This window comes from Scandinavium lactucae (assembly GCF_033843265.1).
In the GTDB taxonomy this organism is placed as follows: domain Bacteria; phylum Pseudomonadota; class Gammaproteobacteria; order Enterobacterales; family Enterobacteriaceae; genus Scandinavium; species Scandinavium lactucae.
This window is the reverse complement of sequence record NZ_JAWXRD010000004.1, coordinates 155,109-170,771: the sequence shown is the minus strand read 5'-3', so window position 1 is coordinate 170,771 and position 15,663 is coordinate 155,109. Positions and strand designations below refer to the sequence as shown.

14 protein-coding genes and 1 other RNA gene are annotated in these 15,663 nt (G+C 54.8%); 8 read left to right on the top strand and 7 right to left on the bottom strand.

Features of this window, described 5'->3' with window-relative positions:
- The first annotated feature begins 96 nt into the window (after nucleotides 1–96).
- Together SIK69_RS06000 and SIK69_RS05995 are read left to right on the top strand one after the other, a co-directional pair.
- A non-coding RNA gene (locus SIK69_RS06000) (RtT sRNA) lies at nucleotides 97–222 on the top strand.
- 76 nt (nucleotides 223–298) lie between these two features.
- Nucleotides 299–643 (top strand): FlxA-like family protein, encoded by a 345-nt coding sequence (locus tag SIK69_RS05995; protein ID WP_319628082.1) that lies wholly within the window; start codon nucleotides 299–301, stop codon nucleotides 641–643.
- On the opposite strand, the gene SIK69_RS05990 is transcribed toward SIK69_RS05995, so the two are convergent.
- A complete protein-coding gene (locus tag SIK69_RS05990) occupies nucleotides 634–1,560 on the bottom strand; it encodes a LysR family transcriptional regulator (RefSeq protein ID WP_319785650.1) in 927 nt (308 codons plus the stop codon). The genes SIK69_RS05995 and SIK69_RS05990 overlap by 10 nt on opposite strands.
- A gap of 89 nt (nucleotides 1,561–1,649) precedes the next feature.
- On the opposite strand from SIK69_RS05990, the gene SIK69_RS05985 reads away from it, so the two are divergent.
- Nucleotides 1,650–2,648, top strand: a complete 999-nt coding sequence (locus SIK69_RS05985; protein WP_319628080.1) for a bile acid:sodium symporter family protein — start codon at nucleotides 1,650–1,652, stop codon at nucleotides 2,646–2,648.
- Here SIK69_RS05985 and SIK69_RS05980 read toward each other — a convergent pair.
- From SIK69_RS05980 to zipA, 3 genes are all read right to left on the bottom strand, one after another.
- Nucleotides 2,645–2,863, bottom strand: a complete 219-nt coding sequence (locus SIK69_RS05980; RefSeq protein WP_319628079.1) for a DUF3820 family protein — start codon at nucleotides 2,861–2,863, stop codon at nucleotides 2,645–2,647. The genes SIK69_RS05985 and SIK69_RS05980 overlap by 4 nt on opposite strands.
- A 1-nt stretch (nucleotide 2,864) precedes the next feature.
- A complete protein-coding gene (gene ligA / locus SIK69_RS05975; RefSeq protein WP_319785649.1) occupies nucleotides 2,865–4,880 on the bottom strand; it encodes an NAD-dependent DNA ligase LigA in 2,016 nt (671 codons plus the stop codon).
- A gap of 68 nt (nucleotides 4,881–4,948) precedes the next feature.
- Nucleotides 4,949–5,983, bottom strand: coding sequence for a cell division protein ZipA (gene zipA, locus SIK69_RS05970; protein ID WP_319785647.1), 1,035 nt, complete (start codon nucleotides 5,981–5,983; stop codon nucleotides 4,949–4,951).
- Between the two features lie 230 nt (nucleotides 5,984–6,213).
- On the opposite strand from zipA, the gene cysZ reads away from it, so the two are divergent.
- From cysZ to crr, 5 genes are all read left to right on the top strand, one after another.
- The gene (gene cysZ / locus SIK69_RS05965) at nucleotides 6,214–6,969 is read left to right on the top strand and encodes a sulfate transporter CysZ (RefSeq protein WP_319628076.1); all 756 of its coding nucleotides are present in this window, start codon (nucleotides 6,214–6,216) and stop codon (nucleotides 6,967–6,969) included.
- A 171-nt stretch (nucleotides 6,970–7,140) separates the two neighbouring features.
- Nucleotides 7,141–8,112, top strand: coding sequence for a cysteine synthase A (gene cysK / locus SIK69_RS05960; protein WP_319628075.1), 972 nt, complete (start codon nucleotides 7,141–7,143; stop codon nucleotides 8,110–8,112).
- Between the two features lie 379 nt (nucleotides 8,113–8,491).
- Nucleotides 8,492–8,749: a phosphocarrier protein Hpr gene (gene ptsH / locus SIK69_RS05955; RefSeq protein ID WP_004960145.1), complete on the top strand. Its 258-nt coding sequence runs from the start codon at nucleotides 8,492–8,494 to the stop codon at nucleotides 8,747–8,749.
- 44 nt (nucleotides 8,750–8,793) lie between these two features.
- On the top strand, nucleotides 8,794–10,521 hold the full coding sequence (gene ptsI, locus SIK69_RS05950; protein WP_319628074.1) for a phosphoenolpyruvate-protein phosphotransferase PtsI: 1,728 nt from the start codon (nucleotides 8,794–8,796) through the stop codon (nucleotides 10,519–10,521).
- 40 nt (nucleotides 10,522–10,561) lie between these two features.
- Nucleotides 10,562–11,071 (top strand): PTS glucose transporter subunit IIA, encoded by a 510-nt coding sequence (gene crr, locus SIK69_RS05945; RefSeq protein ID WP_110509079.1) that lies wholly within the window; start codon nucleotides 10,562–10,564, stop codon nucleotides 11,069–11,071.
- Nucleotides 11,072–11,134: 63 nt separating this feature from the next.
- Here crr and pdxK read toward each other — a convergent pair whose 3' ends face one another.
- The 3 genes from pdxK to SIK69_RS05930 all read right to left on the bottom strand — a co-directional run bounded on the left by pdxK (nucleotide 11,135) and on the right by SIK69_RS05930 (nucleotide 15,640).
- A complete protein-coding gene (gene pdxK / locus SIK69_RS05940; protein WP_319628073.1) occupies nucleotides 11,135–11,971 on the bottom strand; it encodes a pyridoxine/pyridoxal/pyridoxamine kinase in 837 nt (278 codons plus the stop codon).
- A gap of 5 nt (nucleotides 11,972–11,976) precedes the next feature.
- Nucleotides 11,977–12,888 (bottom strand): cysteine synthase CysM, encoded by a 912-nt coding sequence (gene cysM, locus SIK69_RS05935; protein ID WP_319628072.1) that lies wholly within the window; start codon nucleotides 12,886–12,888, stop codon nucleotides 11,977–11,979.
- Nucleotides 12,889–12,958: 70 nt separating this feature from the next.
- Nucleotides 12,959–15,640 carry a glycoside hydrolase family 78 protein gene (locus SIK69_RS05930; protein WP_319785646.1) on the bottom strand — a complete coding sequence of 894 codons (2,682 nt, stop codon included), beginning with the start codon at nucleotides 15,638–15,640 and terminating at the stop codon, nucleotides 12,959–12,961.
- Between the last annotated feature and the right edge of the window lie 23 nt (nucleotides 15,641–15,663).

The window sequence follows — 15,663 nt, the reverse complement described above, 5'->3', positions numbered from 1 at the left end:
AGCAGTTGACTTTTAATCAATTGGTCGCAGGTTCGAATCCTGCACGACCCACCAAATTTAAACAAAAGCGCCTTCTGGCGCTTTTGTTGTTTCTGGGCACAGTGCTCAACGTGCAGAATGAGAACCTGCTGCAGGTTCGAGTCGAACGCAGTGAGACAACGGAGCCGCGTGCGGCGACGACCCGGAGGGCGAGCGAAGCGAGTCATCCTGCACGAAATGCCGAATTCCCCAACTCTTTCCCTATCAAGCCTGCCTCGCCTCTGCCGATAACCCTTATTTCGACATTAAGGCATTTATCATGGCTGCAATTTCTTTACCCTCTTCTTCTGCCCCAGGCCTGCAAACGACGACCAGCTCTGCGGCACCGCAGGGCAACGATATTTCATCGCAGATGACCCGCATAACTCAACAAATCACCAAACTGACGCAGCAACTGAAAACCATTGCTGACGGTAGCGGCGATGCTGAAGAGAAACAGAAACAGGCGGAGATGATTCAGGAGCAAATTACGATGCTCGAAGCGCAACTGGCTCAGCTCCAGCGCCAGCAGGCGGAGAAAGAACAGGCCCAGCAGACGTCTGCTACGCCGATGACCGGGGTCAATACCCCCTCCGACGATCACCAGATTGATATTTACGTCTGATACAGCACGTCGTGAGCGCGGGCGGCGGTAAGCGCCTGCGCCTGCTGGCCCACCACGTCCCACAGGGCCTGAGCGGCAGTGGAAAGCGAGCGGTTTTTACGCCGTGCCAGCATCAACTGACGTTCGACCACCGGCGTCAACCGCTTCACCATCAGCTGGCTTCCCTGCGGTAATGGCAGTGCCAGCGCCGGTAAAATGCTGATCCCAATCCCGGCCTCGACCATCGGGAATAAGGTCGCCGGATGGCCTATCTCCTGCACAATCTCAGCGGTGATTGCGTGATGCATCAGCGCGGCATCAATCAACGGGCGGCTCCCCGACGCATAATCCTGCAACACCAAACGCGTTCCCTGTAATTCTTGCCAATTGACGCTCGGCAGGCTGGCAAAAAGATGATCGGTTCGGCATAACACAAAAAACGGCTCCGACAATACTGGCTCACATTGCAAATCACCGACGGCACCAGGGTCGATAACAATGCCGAAATCCACTTCCCCCTGACGAATACTCTCCAGCACCCACTGCTGTGGGCGATCGTGCAGGACAAAATCGATCTCCGGATAGTGCAGATTACTGGCGGCGATACATTGCGGAATGAGATGTGCCGAAATGGTCTGACTGGCGGCCACGCGCACGGTGCCGGTCAGCTGCTGGCCGACGCGACCGGCTTCACGCAGCGTGCTGTTCAGCTCGTCAAGCAGACGCTCGAGTCGGGCTGCAAGCTGCTGTCCCGCTTCGGTCAGCACAACTTCGCGGGTAGTACGGTCCAGTAACTTCACGCCGGTTTGATGCTCTAGCTCTTTCACACTATGACTTACCGCCGACTGGCTAAGGCCAATCATCTCCCCTGCCCGACTAAAGCTTTTAGCCTGGGCGACGGTAATAAAAACTTTCAGCTGACGCAGGGAATAATTCATCTGTTAAATTCATCAATGGATGCAATAAATCAATTTTATTTCTCAAAGCAGAATAAGCACAATAGCGACATCGACTTTCAGGAGCGTTTATGAAACTTTTCCGCATTCTCGACCCCTTTACGCTGACGCTGATCTGCGTTGTGTTGCTGGCTTCGCTGTTCCCTGCCCGCGGCGGCTTTGTCCCGTTTTTTGAAGGCCTGACTACCGCCGCCATTGCGCTGCTGTTCTTTATGCACGGCGCGAAGCTCTCTCGGGAAGCCATTATCGCCGGAGGGAGCCACTGGCGACTGCACCTGTGGGTGATGTGCAGCACTTTCGTACTGTTCCCGGTTCTGGGGGTGTTGTTCGCCCGATGGGCTCCGGTCAATGTCGATCCGGCGTTGTATAACGGATTCCTGTATCTGTGCATTCTGCCCGCCACCGTGCAATCGGCCATTGCTTTCACCTCAATGGCGGGTGGAAACGTCGCAGCCGCCGTGTGCTCTGCATCGGCATCAAGCCTGTTGGGGATCTTCGTTTCACCGCTGCTGGTCGGCCTGCTGATGAATCTGCACGGCGCTGAAGGTAGCCTGGAACAGGTCGGTAAAATTATGCTGCAACTGTTGCTGCCATTCGTGCTGGGTCATTTATCGCGTCCGTGGACCGCAGCCTGGGTGACGCGCAATAAGAAATGGATCAGTAAAACCGACCAGACATCCATTCTGCTGGTGGTCTATTCCGCGTTCAGTGAAGCAGTGGTGAACGGTATCTGGCACAAAGTCGGTCTGGGTTCACTGCTGTTTATCGTGGTGGTAAGCATTGTGTTGCTGGCGATTGTTATCGTGGTAAACACGGTAGTTGCGCGCAAGTGCGGCTTCAATAAAGCGGATGAGATTACGATTGTGTTCTGCGGCTCGAAAAAGAGCCTCGCCAACGGCATCCCGATGGCAAATATTCTGTTCCCAACGGCCATGATTGGCATGATGGTGCTGCCGCTAATGATCTTCCACCAAATCCAGCTGATGGTATGTGCGGTGCTGGCGCGTCGCTATAAGCGCCAGACCGAACGACTTCAGGCAAAAAATGCCGTTGATGAGGCGAAAGCTTAACGACTGCGCTTCAGGGGCTGCACCAGATGGGTCAGCCCCTCCGATTTAATCAGCAGCGTGATGGCCATCAACTCCCCGAGACGCCCGGCAGGAAATTCATCCTTACGGGCAAACCACAGTAGATACTCCTCGGGCACATCAATCAACATCCGGCCTTTGTACTTACCAAACGGCATTTCGGTATTGGCAATTTCAATCAGCTGCTCTTTTTCCACGTCAGACTCCTAACAGGCGCAGCATTTCGGCTTCGTCGATAACCTCAATGCCCAGCTCCTGCGCTTTCGCAAGCTTCGAACCCGCCGCTTCTCCCGCTATTACCAGGTCGGTTTTCTTCGATACGCTGCCCGCCACTTTCGCGCCCAGCGCAATCAGCTGCGCTTTGGCATCGTCACGTGACATTTGGCTCAGGCTGCCGGTCAGCACCACGGTTTTACCGGCAAACGGGCTGTCTATCTCTTCAGCGTTAATAATTACCGGCGCAGGCCAGTGCACGCCTTCGTTTTGCAACTGCTGAATCACATCGCGGTTGCTGTCTTCGGCAAAGAAATTGAAGACGTGCGTTGCGACGACAATGCCGACATCCGGCACTTTTTGCAGATCGTCAACGGAAGCGGCAATCAGCGCATCCAGAGTACCAAAATGGGCAGCCAGTCCGGCGGCAGTTGCCTCACCCACTTCGCGAATGCCAAGCGCATACAGGAAGCGAGCAAAGGTGGTCTCTTTCGCTTTGTCGAGCGCATTGACCACATTTTGTGCCGACTTTGGCCCCATCCGGTCGAGTCCGGTCAACTTGCCCGCCGTCAAGCGGAACAGATCTGCTGGGGTGTGGACGTACTCTTTCTCCACCAACTGATCGATAATTTTGTCGCCCATCCCGTCAACGTCCAGTGCCCGACGGGAGACGAAGTGCTTCAGCGCTTCTTTACGCTGTGCGCCGCAAATCAGACCGCCGGTACAGCGCGTGACCACTTCACCTTCCACGCGTTCCACATCTGACCCGCAGACCGGACACTGGGCCGGGAACTCAACGGGGCGAGTGTCCGCCGGGCGCTCGGACAGCACCACGTTCACCACCTGCGGGATAACATCCCCGGCGCGGCGAATCACCACTTTGTCACCAATTCGCAGGCCCAGACGTTCAATTTCATCGGCGTTATGCAAGGTGGCATTACTTACCAGCACACCCGCCACCTGTACCGGCTCGAGGCGTGCGACGGGTGTGATCGCCCCGGTGCGTCCAACCTGGAATTCGACATCGCGCACAAACGTCATTTGTTCCTGCGCGGGGAATTTAAACGCCACCGCCCAGCGCGGGGCACGCGCCACGAAGCCCAGTTGTTCCTGCAACGTCAGCGAGTCGACCTTCACTACCACACCGTCGATATCAAACCCGAGCGTCGGGCGGTCTTCTTCCACTTTGTGATAGTAAGCGAGCACTTCCTCTGGCGAACTGCACAGCTTCACCCGGTTGCTGACCGGCAGCCCCCAGGCTTTGAATTGCTGCAGACGCCCCAGATGGCTGCCCGGTAGTTCCCCGCCTTCCAGCACACCCACCCCATAGCAGAAGAAAGTGAGCGGTCGCTTCGCGGTCACGCGCGGGTCGAGCTGACGCAGCGATCCCGCCGCCGCGTTACGCGGGTTAGCGAACAGCTTGCCGCCGGTACGGCGTGCCTCTTCATTGATTTTCTCGAAGCCCGCCTGCGGGAGGAACACCTCGCCACGCACTTCCAGACGGGCCGGAATATTGTCGCCGCGCAGTTTGAGCGGAATGGCGCGAATGGTACGCACATTGGCGGTAATATCTTCGCCAGTGGTGCCATCGCCACGCGTCGCGGCCTGAATCAGCACGCCGTTCTCGTAGAGAATACTGACCGCGAGACCATCGAGCTTAAGCTCACAGCAATAGGTCAGGGCATCGGTACTTTTGAGGCGATCCTGCACGCGCTTGTTGAAAGCGACAAAGCTCTCTTCATCGAACACGTTATCGAGCGATAGCATCGGCACTTCATGGCGAATCTGGCTAAACGACGCCAGCGGTGCGGCTCCGACACGCTGCGTAGGGGAATCCGGGGTAATCAGTTCTGGATGCTGTTGCTCAAGCTCGCGCAGTTCGCGCATCAGGCGGTCATATTCCGCGTCCGGCACTTCCGGCGCATCCATGACATGGTAGAGGTATTCGTGATGGCGAAGCGTGGTTCGCAGTTCAGTCAGTTGTTGTTCGATTGGTTCCATATCCCACCATCAATGATAAAAAACCCCCGACAGGCGGGGGTTCAGGAAGGGTGTGATACGCCGGGCGGTTACGCGTTGGCGTCTTTCACTTCGCGGATGCGGTCCTGGTACTCACGTACCTTTTGCGGGGTGATCATCCGGCGCTGGTCATCGAGCACCACGCCGCCCACTTCGTCCGCAATAAACTGCGCTGATTGCAGCATCAGTTTGAAGTTCTGCAGTTCGTCACCGTAGGACGGCACCTGCATGAAGATGGTCACGCCAGGCGTTTGCATATCGGCCATGTTTTCCGGATCGAATGTGCCAGGCTTCACCATATTGGCGAGGCTGAACAACGCCGGACCACCGCCGCCAGGATTGAGATGGCGATGGTAAATATTCATATCACCGAACACAAAACCGGTTTGCTCTACGCTGTTACGCAGCAGTTCGCCGTTAATCTGCGACCCTTGATGCGCGGCAACGCTCAGAACGATAACCGTTTCTTTGCGCTCCTGCTTCACCGGCTGCGGTTCTGGCTGAGGTTCAGCCACAGGTTGCTGAGGCTGTGCAACCGGCTGCGGGGCAACAGGTTCCGGCGCAGTTGCGGCAGACGGGTGCGGCTGAGGCGCAGGCTGTGCGACCTGAGGCTGTACCGGCTGCTGATACTGCGGGGCGGCAGGTTGCTGTGGCACGACAGGCTGTTGAACCGGCTGATGCTGTTCAGGTGCCTGATGTGCGGGCTGCGGCTGATGTACCGGAGGCTGCTGCGGCTGAGGCTGAGAATGGCGCACAGACTCTTCCTGGCGAACAGGCGGTTGCACCTGACGCTCATACGGCGGCTGGTACTGGTGCTGCGGCACCTGACGGGCTGCATCATGCTCCCCGACATTCACATTTTGGGCAGGGTTAGCCCGGTGAACACGAACTTCACCTACGCCTTCAACCTCGTCATCGAAGTCGTCATCCGACTCATCGTCGTTACGCGATTTCATGCGTTTCATTGGGCGATCGCGGAACATCGAAGAACGTTCTTTGCGGCTGGTCCAGAAACCGTGAACCAGCAATGCGATTATGGCGATCGCGCCAACAATGATTAATATCAGACGCAAATCCTGCATCATTATATTCTCTGTTGTTCTAACACCTTGCCACCACGGCAAACATTTACTCACTAAGAGTATTTGCCGATTACGTCAAGTGCAAGTGCGTACCAGGAAATCGGAGCATAAAGATGAACCAAATCGTGCTTTTTGCTGTTTTTTCGAACATTTCTTAACTGGATCTCGTTCGACATGTCGATAATATACTCGCGCAACGACCTGGACTTTATTAAAAGGAGCATCACCTGACCATGGTTTCCTCTTCTTCTCCCCGCAGTGGGGCTTACTACTTTTCTCAGGGCTGGAAGCTGATAAGCCTGCCGGGGATCCGTCGTTACGTTTTCCTGCCGCTGCTGGTGAATATCATCCTGATGGGTGGCGCATTCTGGTGGCTGTTCAGCGAACTCGGCGGTTGGATCCCCGCGCTGATGAGTCACGTTCCGGACTGGCTGCAATGGCTGAGCTATTTGCTGTGGCCCATTGTGGTGATTTCAGTGCTGTTGGTGTTCGGTTACTTCTTCTCGACCATCACCAACTGGATTGCCGCGCCGTTCAGCGGCCTGCTGGCAGAACAGCTCGAAGCCCGATTAACCGGGGCGACACCGCCCGATACCGGCGTGCTGGGCGTCATGAAAGACGTGCCGCGCATAATGAAACGTGAATGGCAGAAACTGGCGTGGTATTTACCGCGCGCCCTCATTCTACTGATGCTTTACTTCATCCCTGGTATCGGCCAGACCGTTGCGCCGGTGCTGTGGTTCCTGTTCAGCGCGTGGATGATGGCGATTCAGTATTGTGACTATCCATTCGACAACCACAAGGTGCCGTTTAAAACCATGCGTGAAGCGCTGCGCGCCCGCAAAGCCACCAATATGCAGTTTGGCGCGTTAACCAGCCTGTTTACAATGATCCCGGTCCTCAACCTGGTGATCCTGCCGGTCGCCATTTGTGGCGCGACCGCCATGTGGGTCGACTGCTATCGCGACAAGCACGCGGTCTGGAAGTGACTGTCTTCTGTATATAAAAGTAAATAAGGGGTGGCATATGCCCCCCCTTATTCCATACTGGTAACCGTTATTTCACATCAGAATAACCATATGCGAAAACTTTACTTCCGCATCAGGGCCATCCGCGTATGCTGGTGTCGTTCCCAAATTTCATACAGTTAAGGACGGGCTATGAGTAAGATTTTTGAAGATAACTCGCTGACAATCGGTCATACGCCGCTGGTTCGTCTGAACCGAATCGGTAATGGACGCATCCTCGCGAAGGTGGAATCACGCAACCCGAGCTTCAGCGTCAAATGCCGTATCGGTGCCAACATGATTTGGGATGCCGAAAAACGTGGTGTGCTGAAACCGGGTATCGAACTGGTTGAACCGACCAGTGGTAACACCGGGATCGCACTCGCTTATGTGGCTGCCGCGCGGGGCTACAAACTGACGCTGACCATGCCAGAAACCATGAGTATTGAGCGTCGCAAGCTGCTGAAAGCGCTGGGCGCGAATCTGGTGCTGACCGAAGGTGCGAAAGGCATGAAAGGTGCCATTCAGAAAGCCGAAGAAATTGTGGCGGACAACCCGGAAAAATTCCTGCTGCTACAGCAGTTCAGTAACCCGGCAAACCCGGAAATCCACGAGAAAACCACAGGCCCGGAAATTTGGGAAGACACTGACGGCCAGGTTGATGTGTTTATCGCGGGCGTCGGCACCGGTGGGACCCTCACCGGAGTGTCTCGCTATATTAAAGGCACAAAAGGCAAAACCGACTTGATTAGCGTCGCGGTTGAACCGACCGATTCCCCGGTCATCACCCAGGCACTGGCAGGCGATGAAATCAAGCCAGGACCACATAAAATTCAGGGTATCGGCGCGGGCTTTATCCCGGGCAACCTCGATCTGAAGCTCATCGATAAAGTGGTGACCATCACTAACGAAGAAGCCATCTCCACCGCACGCCGTCTGATGGAGGAAGAAGGTATTCTGGCCGGGATTTCGTCAGGCGCAGCCGTTGCTGCCGCACTGAAACTGCAGGAAGACGAAACCTTTACCAATAAGAACATTGTGGTTATCCTACCGTCGTCGGGTGAGCGTTACTTGAGCACTGCGTTGTTTGCCGATCTCTTTACTGAGAAAGAATTGCAACAGTAATGCCAAATGTAAAAAGTTGACCAAAAAAGCACCCGACAGGGTGCTTTTTTGTGGCACAGGTCATACTTTTGGTCCACCTGGCATTGCTTCCCCCTGTCGGGTCTGGTATTTAACCCTCATATTTATTTTGATGCGCGAAATTATTCATTTGAGCATTTACGCTAGCTGAATCGATTTTATGATTTGGTTCAAATCTTGCTTTCGCGGCATAATGTTTAATGACGAGCTAAACGTCACCGGCCAGAAGTGCCTGCCAGGATCGCGTCAGACCTTCTGTATCGCTTTCGTATCCGCCGGCGCTAATCAATACAGGCTAAAGTGTAGTCGCCAGGCTAGACTTTAGTTCCACAACACTAAACCTATAAGTTGGGGAAATATAATGTTCCAGCAAGAAGTTACCATTACCGCTCCGAACGGTCTGCATACCCGCCCTGCCGCTCAGTTTGTTAAAGAAGCCAAAGGCTTCGCTTCTGAGATCACAGTAACCTCCAACGGCAAAAGCGCCAGCGCTAAAAGCCTGTTCAAACTGCAGACTTTGGGTCTGACTCAGGGCACCGTGGTGACCATTTCTGCTGAAGGCGAAGACGAGCAGAAAGCAGTTGAACATCTGGTTAAGCTGATGGCTGAACTCGAGTAAGTTCACGAGTTCTTTTTAAAATCAGTCACAAGTAAGGTAGGGTTATGATTTCAGGCATTTTAGCATCCCCGGGTATCGCTTTCGGCAAAGCATTGCTGCTGAAAGAAGACGAAATTGTCATCGACCGGAAGAAAATTTCTGCCGACAGCGTTGACCAGGAAGTTGAACGCTTTCTGAGTGGTCGCGCGAAGGCGTCCGCACAGCTGGAAGCAATCAAGACGAAAGCTGGTGAAACGTTCGGCGAAGAAAAAGAAGCCATCTTCGAAGGCCACATCATGTTGCTGGAAGATGAGGAGCTGGAGCAGGAAATCATAGCCCTGATTAAAGATAAGCACATGACTGCTGATGCAGCAGCCAATGAGATTATCGAAGGTCAGGCGACTGCTCTTGAAGAACTGGACGACGAATACCTGAAAGAACGTGCGGCTGACGTACGTGACATCGGTAAACGCCTGATGCGCAACATTTTGGGTCTGGCTATCATCGACCTGAGCGCTATTCAGGACGAAGTTATCCTGGTTGCCAAAGACCTGACACCGTCCGAAACCGCACAGCTGAACCTGAACAAGGTGCTGGGTTTCATCACTGACATCGGTGGCCGTACCTCCCACACCTCTATCATGGCCCGTTCCCTTGAACTGCCAGCGATCGTGGGCACCGGTAGCGTGACTTCCGAAGTTAAAAACGACGACTATCTGATCCTCGATGCGGTTAACAACAAAGTTTACGTTAACCCGACTAACGAAGAGATCGACGCCCTGCGTAAGATTCAGACCCAGGTTGCGGAAGAGAAAGCCGAACTGGCAAAACTGAAAGACCTGCCAGCGATTACTCTCGACGGTCATCAGGTTGAAGTCTGTGCCAACATCGGTACCGTGCGTGATATCGACGGTGCAGAGCGCAATGGCGCTGAAGGTGTCGGCCTGTATCGTACAGAATTCCTGTTCATGGACCGTGATGCGCTGCCAACTGAAGAAGAACAGTTTGCCGCATACAAAGCCGTTGCTGAAGCCTGTGGCTCTCAAGCGGTTATCGTCCGTACCATGGACATCGGTGGCGACAAAGAGCTGCCGTACATGAACTTCCCAAAAGAAGAGAACCCGTTCCTGGGCTGGCGCGCAGTGCGTATCGCCATGGATCGTAAAGAGATCCTGCGTGACCAGGTTCGCGCCATCCTGCGTGCATCCGCTTTCGGTAAACTGCGCATCATGTTCCCGATGATCATCTCTGTTGAAGAAGTGCGTGCACTTAAGAAAGAGATCGAAATCTACAAACAGGAACTGCGTGACGAAGGTAAAGCGTTTGACGAATCAATCGAAGTGGGCGTGATGGTGGAAACACCGGCTGCGGCAACGATTGCGCGTCATTTAGCCAAAGAAGTTGACTTCTTTAGTATCGGAACCAATGATTTAACGCAGTACACCCTGGCAGTTGACCGTGGTAATGATATGATCTCGCATCTTTACCAGCCGATGTCACCGTCTGTCCTCACCCTGATCAAGCAAGTTATTGATGCTTCTCATGCTGAAGGCAAGTGGACTGGCATGTGTGGTGAGCTTGCAGGCGATGAACGTGCTACACTTCTGTTGCTGGGTATGGGTCTGGACGAATTCTCTATGAGTGCCATTTCCATCCCGCGCATTAAGAAGATTATCCGTAACACGAACTTCGAAGATGCGAAGGTTTTAGCAGAGCAGGCTCTTGCTCAACCGACAACGGACGAGTTAATGACGCTGGTTAACAAGTTCATTGAAGAAAAAACAATCTGCTAATCCACGAGATGCGGCCCAAATTACTGCTTAGGAGAAGATCATGGGTTTGTTCGATAAACTGAAATCTCTGGTTTCTGATGATAAGAAAGACACCGGAACTATTGAGATTGTTGCTCCGCTCTCTGGCGAGATCGTCAACATCGAAGACGTGCCGGATGTTGTTTTTGCTGAGAAAATCGTGGGCGATGGCATTGCTATCAAACCGACCGGCAACAAAATGGTTGCGCCGGTAGACGGTACCATCGGTAAAATCTTTGAAACCAACCACGCGTTCTCAATCGAGTCCGACAGTGGTATTGAGTTGTTCGTTCACTTCGGTATCGATACCGTTGAACTGAAAGGCGAAGGTTTCAAACGTATCGCGGAAGAAGGCCAGCGCGTTAAAGTTGGCGATCCGGTGATCGAGTTCGATCTGGCCCTGCTGGAAGAGAAAGCCAAGTCTACCCTGACTCCGGTTGTTATCTCCAACATGGACGAGATCAAAGAGCTGATCAAACTGTCCGGTAGCGTGACCGTCGGTGAAACTCCGGTTATCCGCATCAAGAAGTAATTGATGCCGCTCGGATAGACAAATGGCGCCCTCGGGCGCCATTTTTGTTTCTGTGGTTCACCGTTATCGTGGTGGCAGAATCAGCTCATCGTAGCCTTTTTCCAGCGTATAACGCATCACCTCGACCACTCGGTTTCCGGCCGCATGTACGCAATCCGCCAAGGTTTTCCCCTGCACCACACCGCTTATCAGTTCAGAACAGAACAGGTCACCAGTACCTTTTAAATCGGTCGCCACGCGGGGCCAGCCGCTGACATCCACACTCTCTTTCGTCACCAGCACTACATGAATGTCATTGTCATCCGCCACCGGCGCACTGGTGATCGCCACCCACTTTAGGGTGTCCGAAAGCAAACTTTTCGCCGCGATAATCGCGTTATCCAGCGTGTCGCACGGCTTACCACTGAGCACACCCAGCTCAAACACATTCGGCGTAATACCCTGCGCCAGCGGCAGAAGATGTTCGCAATAGGCCGCCGGGATTTCCGGTTTTACGTAAACGCCACTGTCGGTGTCGCCAATCACCGGGTCCACCAGAATCATCATCTGCGGATGTTTTTCCCGCATCGCCTTCAGCCACTGCGCCAGAATGGCAATCTGGCTGGCGCTGCCCATATAGCCAGTGGTGACTGCTTTAAGCTCGCGCAGCGCATCACGCTCTTCGAGCGCACGCAGATAGCCACTGAACCACTCATCCGGAATAACCCCTCCATAGAAGGTGTCGTAATGTGGCGTATTGCTGAACAGCACCGTCGGCACCGCCAGCACATTGAGGTTATGCTGCTTAATATTCGGCACCGCCACGCTGTTACCGACGCTGCCGTAAACCACCTGAGACTGCACGGCCACAATATCGGCCTGTTGCGCCCGGGTTTTATCCCGGAAAAGAATCATCTCCATGACCGTTAAATCCCCGCCCCCTGACTGTAACTCTCTTCTCCAAACACGCCGGTCGACAAATAACGATCGCCGCGATCGCAGATAATCGCCACCACCACGGCCTCCGGATTAGCTCTCGCCACCCGTAGCGCACCGGCGACGGCACCACCAGAACTCACGCCGCAGAAAATGCCTTCCCGCACCGCCAGTTCACGCATGGTATTTTCCGCGTCCCGCTGATGAATATCCATGACCTCATCCACCAGAGAGGCATTAAAAATGCCTGGCATATAGGCCGCAGGCCAGCGGCGAATGCCCGGGATGCTGCTGCCCTCTTCCGGCTGCAAGCCGACGATTGACACCTTTTTCGCCTGCTCACGCAGAAAGCGCGACACGCCGGTAATCGTCCCGGTGGTGCCCATGCTGGAGACAAAATGGGTGATCCGTTGGTTAGTCTGCTGCCAGATTTCCGGCCCGGTGGTGCTGTAATGGGCGTAAGGATTATCAGGATTATTAAACTGATCGAGCAGTTTACCTTCCCCGCGATCGGCCATTTCCAGCGCCAAATCACGGGCACCTTCCATGCCCTGTTCTTTGCTGACCAGGATCAGTTCCGCGCCATACGCCCGCATTGCGGCGCGGCGTTCCTGGCTCATGTTGTCAGGCATCAGCAGCTTCATGCGATAGCCTTTCAACGCGGCTATCATCGCCAGCGCGATGCCGGTATTGCCACTGGTGGCTTCAATCAGCACATCGCCCGGTTTGATTTCGCCGCGTTTTTCCGCCTGCACAATCATCGACAGCGCGGCCCGGTCTTTCACCGACCCCGCAGGATTATTGCCTTCCAGCTTGACCCAAATTTCGCTGCCGTTATCCGGCCCCATACGCTGTAGTTTGACTAACGGTGTGTTGCCGATGGTTTGTTCTAATGTGTTCACGTTCCGGTCCAGACTTTCATAGAAAAAGCGGCCACGCGGGCCGCTTGCTCAGTGTGATAACGTTAAGCTATCAGTCTGTGTAAGTCAGGTCTACCGATTCATCAGGCAAATACTCAATCCGGTATTCCCCCGATCCGCAACGCGCAGACCATTGCTCCCCGACGCAAACAAATTTAAGTTCGCCGCAGGCTATCACTTCTTTCGCACCCGGCAGTTTTACGGTCGCGGTCGTGTTCGCCGGAATGCTGAACGTCAGCACCACACGCCCCTGTTGCGCCTGCCATTTCACCTCGATGTCGCCATAAATCGAGCGATAGCGCGCGTTCATCCAGCTCAAGCCGCCGCCGGGCAGCGGGGTAATCACGACGTGTTTAAATCCTGGTGCCGTTTCGTCTGCCTCAATACCTGCCACGCTACGATACAGCCATTCGCCAACTGCGCCATAGGCGTAATGGTTGAACGAGTTCATATCCGGACTCCACATCGAGCCATCCGGCTTAATGCCGTCCCAGTGCTCCCAGACAGTGGTCGCTCCGGCCTTGACCTGGTACAGCCATGACGGGAAATCCTCTTTGAGAAGTAAGGCCCAGGCCTCTTTCGGATGCTGGTTCTGGCTCAACGCATGGCAGAAATACGGCGTTCCGAGAAAACCGGTCACCAGATGCCCGCCGTGCTCGTGCAGCAGTTCCACCAGCGTATCGACAGTGCGCTCGCGCCAGATGTCAGGCACCAGATTGAAACACAGGGCAAGGATATGCGCCGTCTGGGTACGCGCCGTCATTTCGCCATCGGCGGTAAAAAAGCGTTCGCGGAAGCGGGCCACAATCCGCGCCTGCAGTGCGTGGTAATAGTCGTAATCCTCAGTATGCCCCAGCACCTGGGCGGTTTTCGCCAACAGCAGCGTCGAATGGGCGTACCAGGCGGTGCAGATCAAGTCTTCCGGCGTAGCACCAAAATAGCTGCCCTCCTCCGCATCCAGCGCTACCCAGTCACCGAACTGGAGCTTATAGCGCCAGATGTCGTTATCCGCATGTGCCTGCATAAAATCGACCCAGCTTTTCATACTCGCATACTGGTTTTCCAGCACCCGCTTATCGCCGTACATCAGGTACATGGTCCACGGATTAACCACTGCCGCATCCGCCCAGCCCGTGGCCGAATGTGTCCCTCCTTGTGCCAGAAACTTATCCTGGTCGCAGTGACCGGTAAGGATATCGGGGATCACGTGCGGGACACCGCCTTCCGGGGTTTGATCGTATTTGAGGTCAGCCAGCCATTTCGCAAAGAAGGTCTGGGTTTGCATCAGGTAGCTGGCGGTACGACAGAAAATCTGCGCATCGCCGGTCCAGCCCAGGCGTTCATCACGCTGCGGGCAATCGGTCGGCACGTCAACAAAGTTACTTTTCAGCCCCCACAAAATGTTGTGATGCAACTGATTAAGGTCGGGATTTGAGCAGGAAAACTGCCCGGTCGGTGCCATCGCGGAATGAATCACAATCGCGCTAAAGTGATTCAGACTCAGCTCACCGGGAAACGCCTCGACCTTCACATAGCGGAAACCCTGCCAGCTAAAGCGCGGGTGCCATACTTCCTCCCCCTCCCCGCTTAAGTGATACTCGATGGTCTGTTGGGCGGTGCGCAGGTTGTTGAGATAGACGTTGCCGTTGGCATCCAGCGTTTCGAAATGGCGCAATACCACTTTGTCCCCGGCCTGGCCACGCAACCGAAATTCAACCCAACCGCTCATGTTCTGACCGAAGTCGAGCACCTTATCGCCCTGTGGGGTGACGATTAGCGCTGTAGCGGGCAGACGTTCGATTTGCTGGACGGTGCCCGCTCCCTGTGCGGTCAGGGTGTGCTTATCCCAATCGACGCGGTTAACCGCTCGCCATGATGCCTCGTTAAAGCCTGGCCGATTCCAGCCCTGCTGCACCCGTCGGGCGTCGAAGCGCTCGCCATCATAAATTTCCGCAAACGCACAGGCAGAATCACTCCCGCGCCAGCTGTTGTCCGATGCCAGCACCTGTTGGGTGCCGTCCTCATACTGCACCACCAACTGGCACAGCAGCGCGGTCTGTTCTCCGTAGTAGTTGCGGTGGCGGGCAAAGCCCATATCGCCTTTAAACCAACCTGCGCCCAGCTCTGCGCCTATCACGTTTTCGCCCTGCGCCAGCAACCCGGTGACATCATAGGTTTGGTACAGCAGATGATGGCGATAGCTGGTCCAGCCCGGGGTTAGCTCATCGTTACCCACGCGCTCGCCGTTGAGAAACAGCTGATAGATACCCAGCGCCGTGGCATGAACCCACGCGGCGGTAATCGCTTTGTGCGGTGACAGGGCAAAGGCTTTGCGCAGCAGCGTCACTTTCGACTCGGCTTTGTCACTCGGCGATTCCGCAGAGATAAACGCGCCCTGCCACGGAGTACCAAGCATGCCAGTAACAAATGCCGCCGACGGGCTCCAGGCACTACGTTCCCCGTAATTGTCGGTGACGCGCACCCGCAGGTAGTAACGGGTCGACGGCGAAAGTACCGCATCGCCCAACTCAATATTGTTGGACTGCTCGCTCACGACTTCGCCACTGTCAAAAATCAGTGACGAAAAGTCTGCTCTGGTACTGCACTGGAGATGCCACGCACGCTGGAGCACATTGTGGTTATCACTTTCGATTTTCCAGCCCACCAGGGGTAGCGCATCCACCCCCATCAGGCACGGCTCTCCATTCAACATTATTTGACTGACTGACAGCATAATCATTGACTCCACTTTATTTC

Bases quoted from the DNA above. Each gene is read 5' to 3' on its own strand.
- SIK69_RS05995 (WP_319628082.1), top strand. From the start codon at position 299: ATGGCTGCAATTTCTTTACCCTCTTCTTCTGCCCCAGGCCTGCAAACG.
- SIK69_RS05990 (WP_319785650.1), bottom strand. From the start codon at position 1,560: ATGAATTATTCCCTGCGTCAGCTGAAAGTTTTTATTACCGTCGCCCAG.
- SIK69_RS05985 (WP_319628080.1), top strand. From the start codon at position 1,650: ATGAAACTTTTCCGCATTCTCGACCCCTTTACGCTGACGCTGATCTGC.
- ligA (WP_319785649.1), bottom strand. From the start codon at position 4,880: ATGGAACCAATCGAACAACAACTGACTGAACTGCGAACCACGCTTCGC.
- zipA (WP_319785647.1), bottom strand. From the start codon at position 5,983: ATGATGCAGGATTTGCGTCTGATATTAATCATTGTTGGCGCGATCGCC.
- cysZ (WP_319628076.1), top strand. From the start codon at position 6,214: ATGGTTTCCTCTTCTTCTCCCCGCAGTGGGGCTTACTACTTTTCTCAG.
- cysK (WP_319628075.1), top strand. From the start codon at position 7,141: ATGAGTAAGATTTTTGAAGATAACTCGCTGACAATCGGTCATACGCCG.
- ptsH (WP_004960145.1), top strand. From the start codon at position 8,492: ATGTTCCAGCAAGAAGTTACCATTACCGCTCCGAACGGTCTGCATACC.
- ptsI (WP_319628074.1), top strand. From the start codon at position 8,794: ATGATTTCAGGCATTTTAGCATCCCCGGGTATCGCTTTCGGCAAAGCA.
- crr (WP_110509079.1), top strand. From the start codon at position 10,562: ATGGGTTTGTTCGATAAACTGAAATCTCTGGTTTCTGATGATAAGAAA.
- pdxK (WP_319628073.1), bottom strand. From the start codon at position 11,971: ATGGAGATGATTCTTTTCCGGGATAAAACCCGGGCGCAACAGGCCGAT.
- SIK69_RS05930 (WP_319785646.1), bottom strand. From the start codon at position 15,640: ATGCTGTCAGTCAGTCAAATAATGTTGAATGGAGAGCCGTGCCTGATG.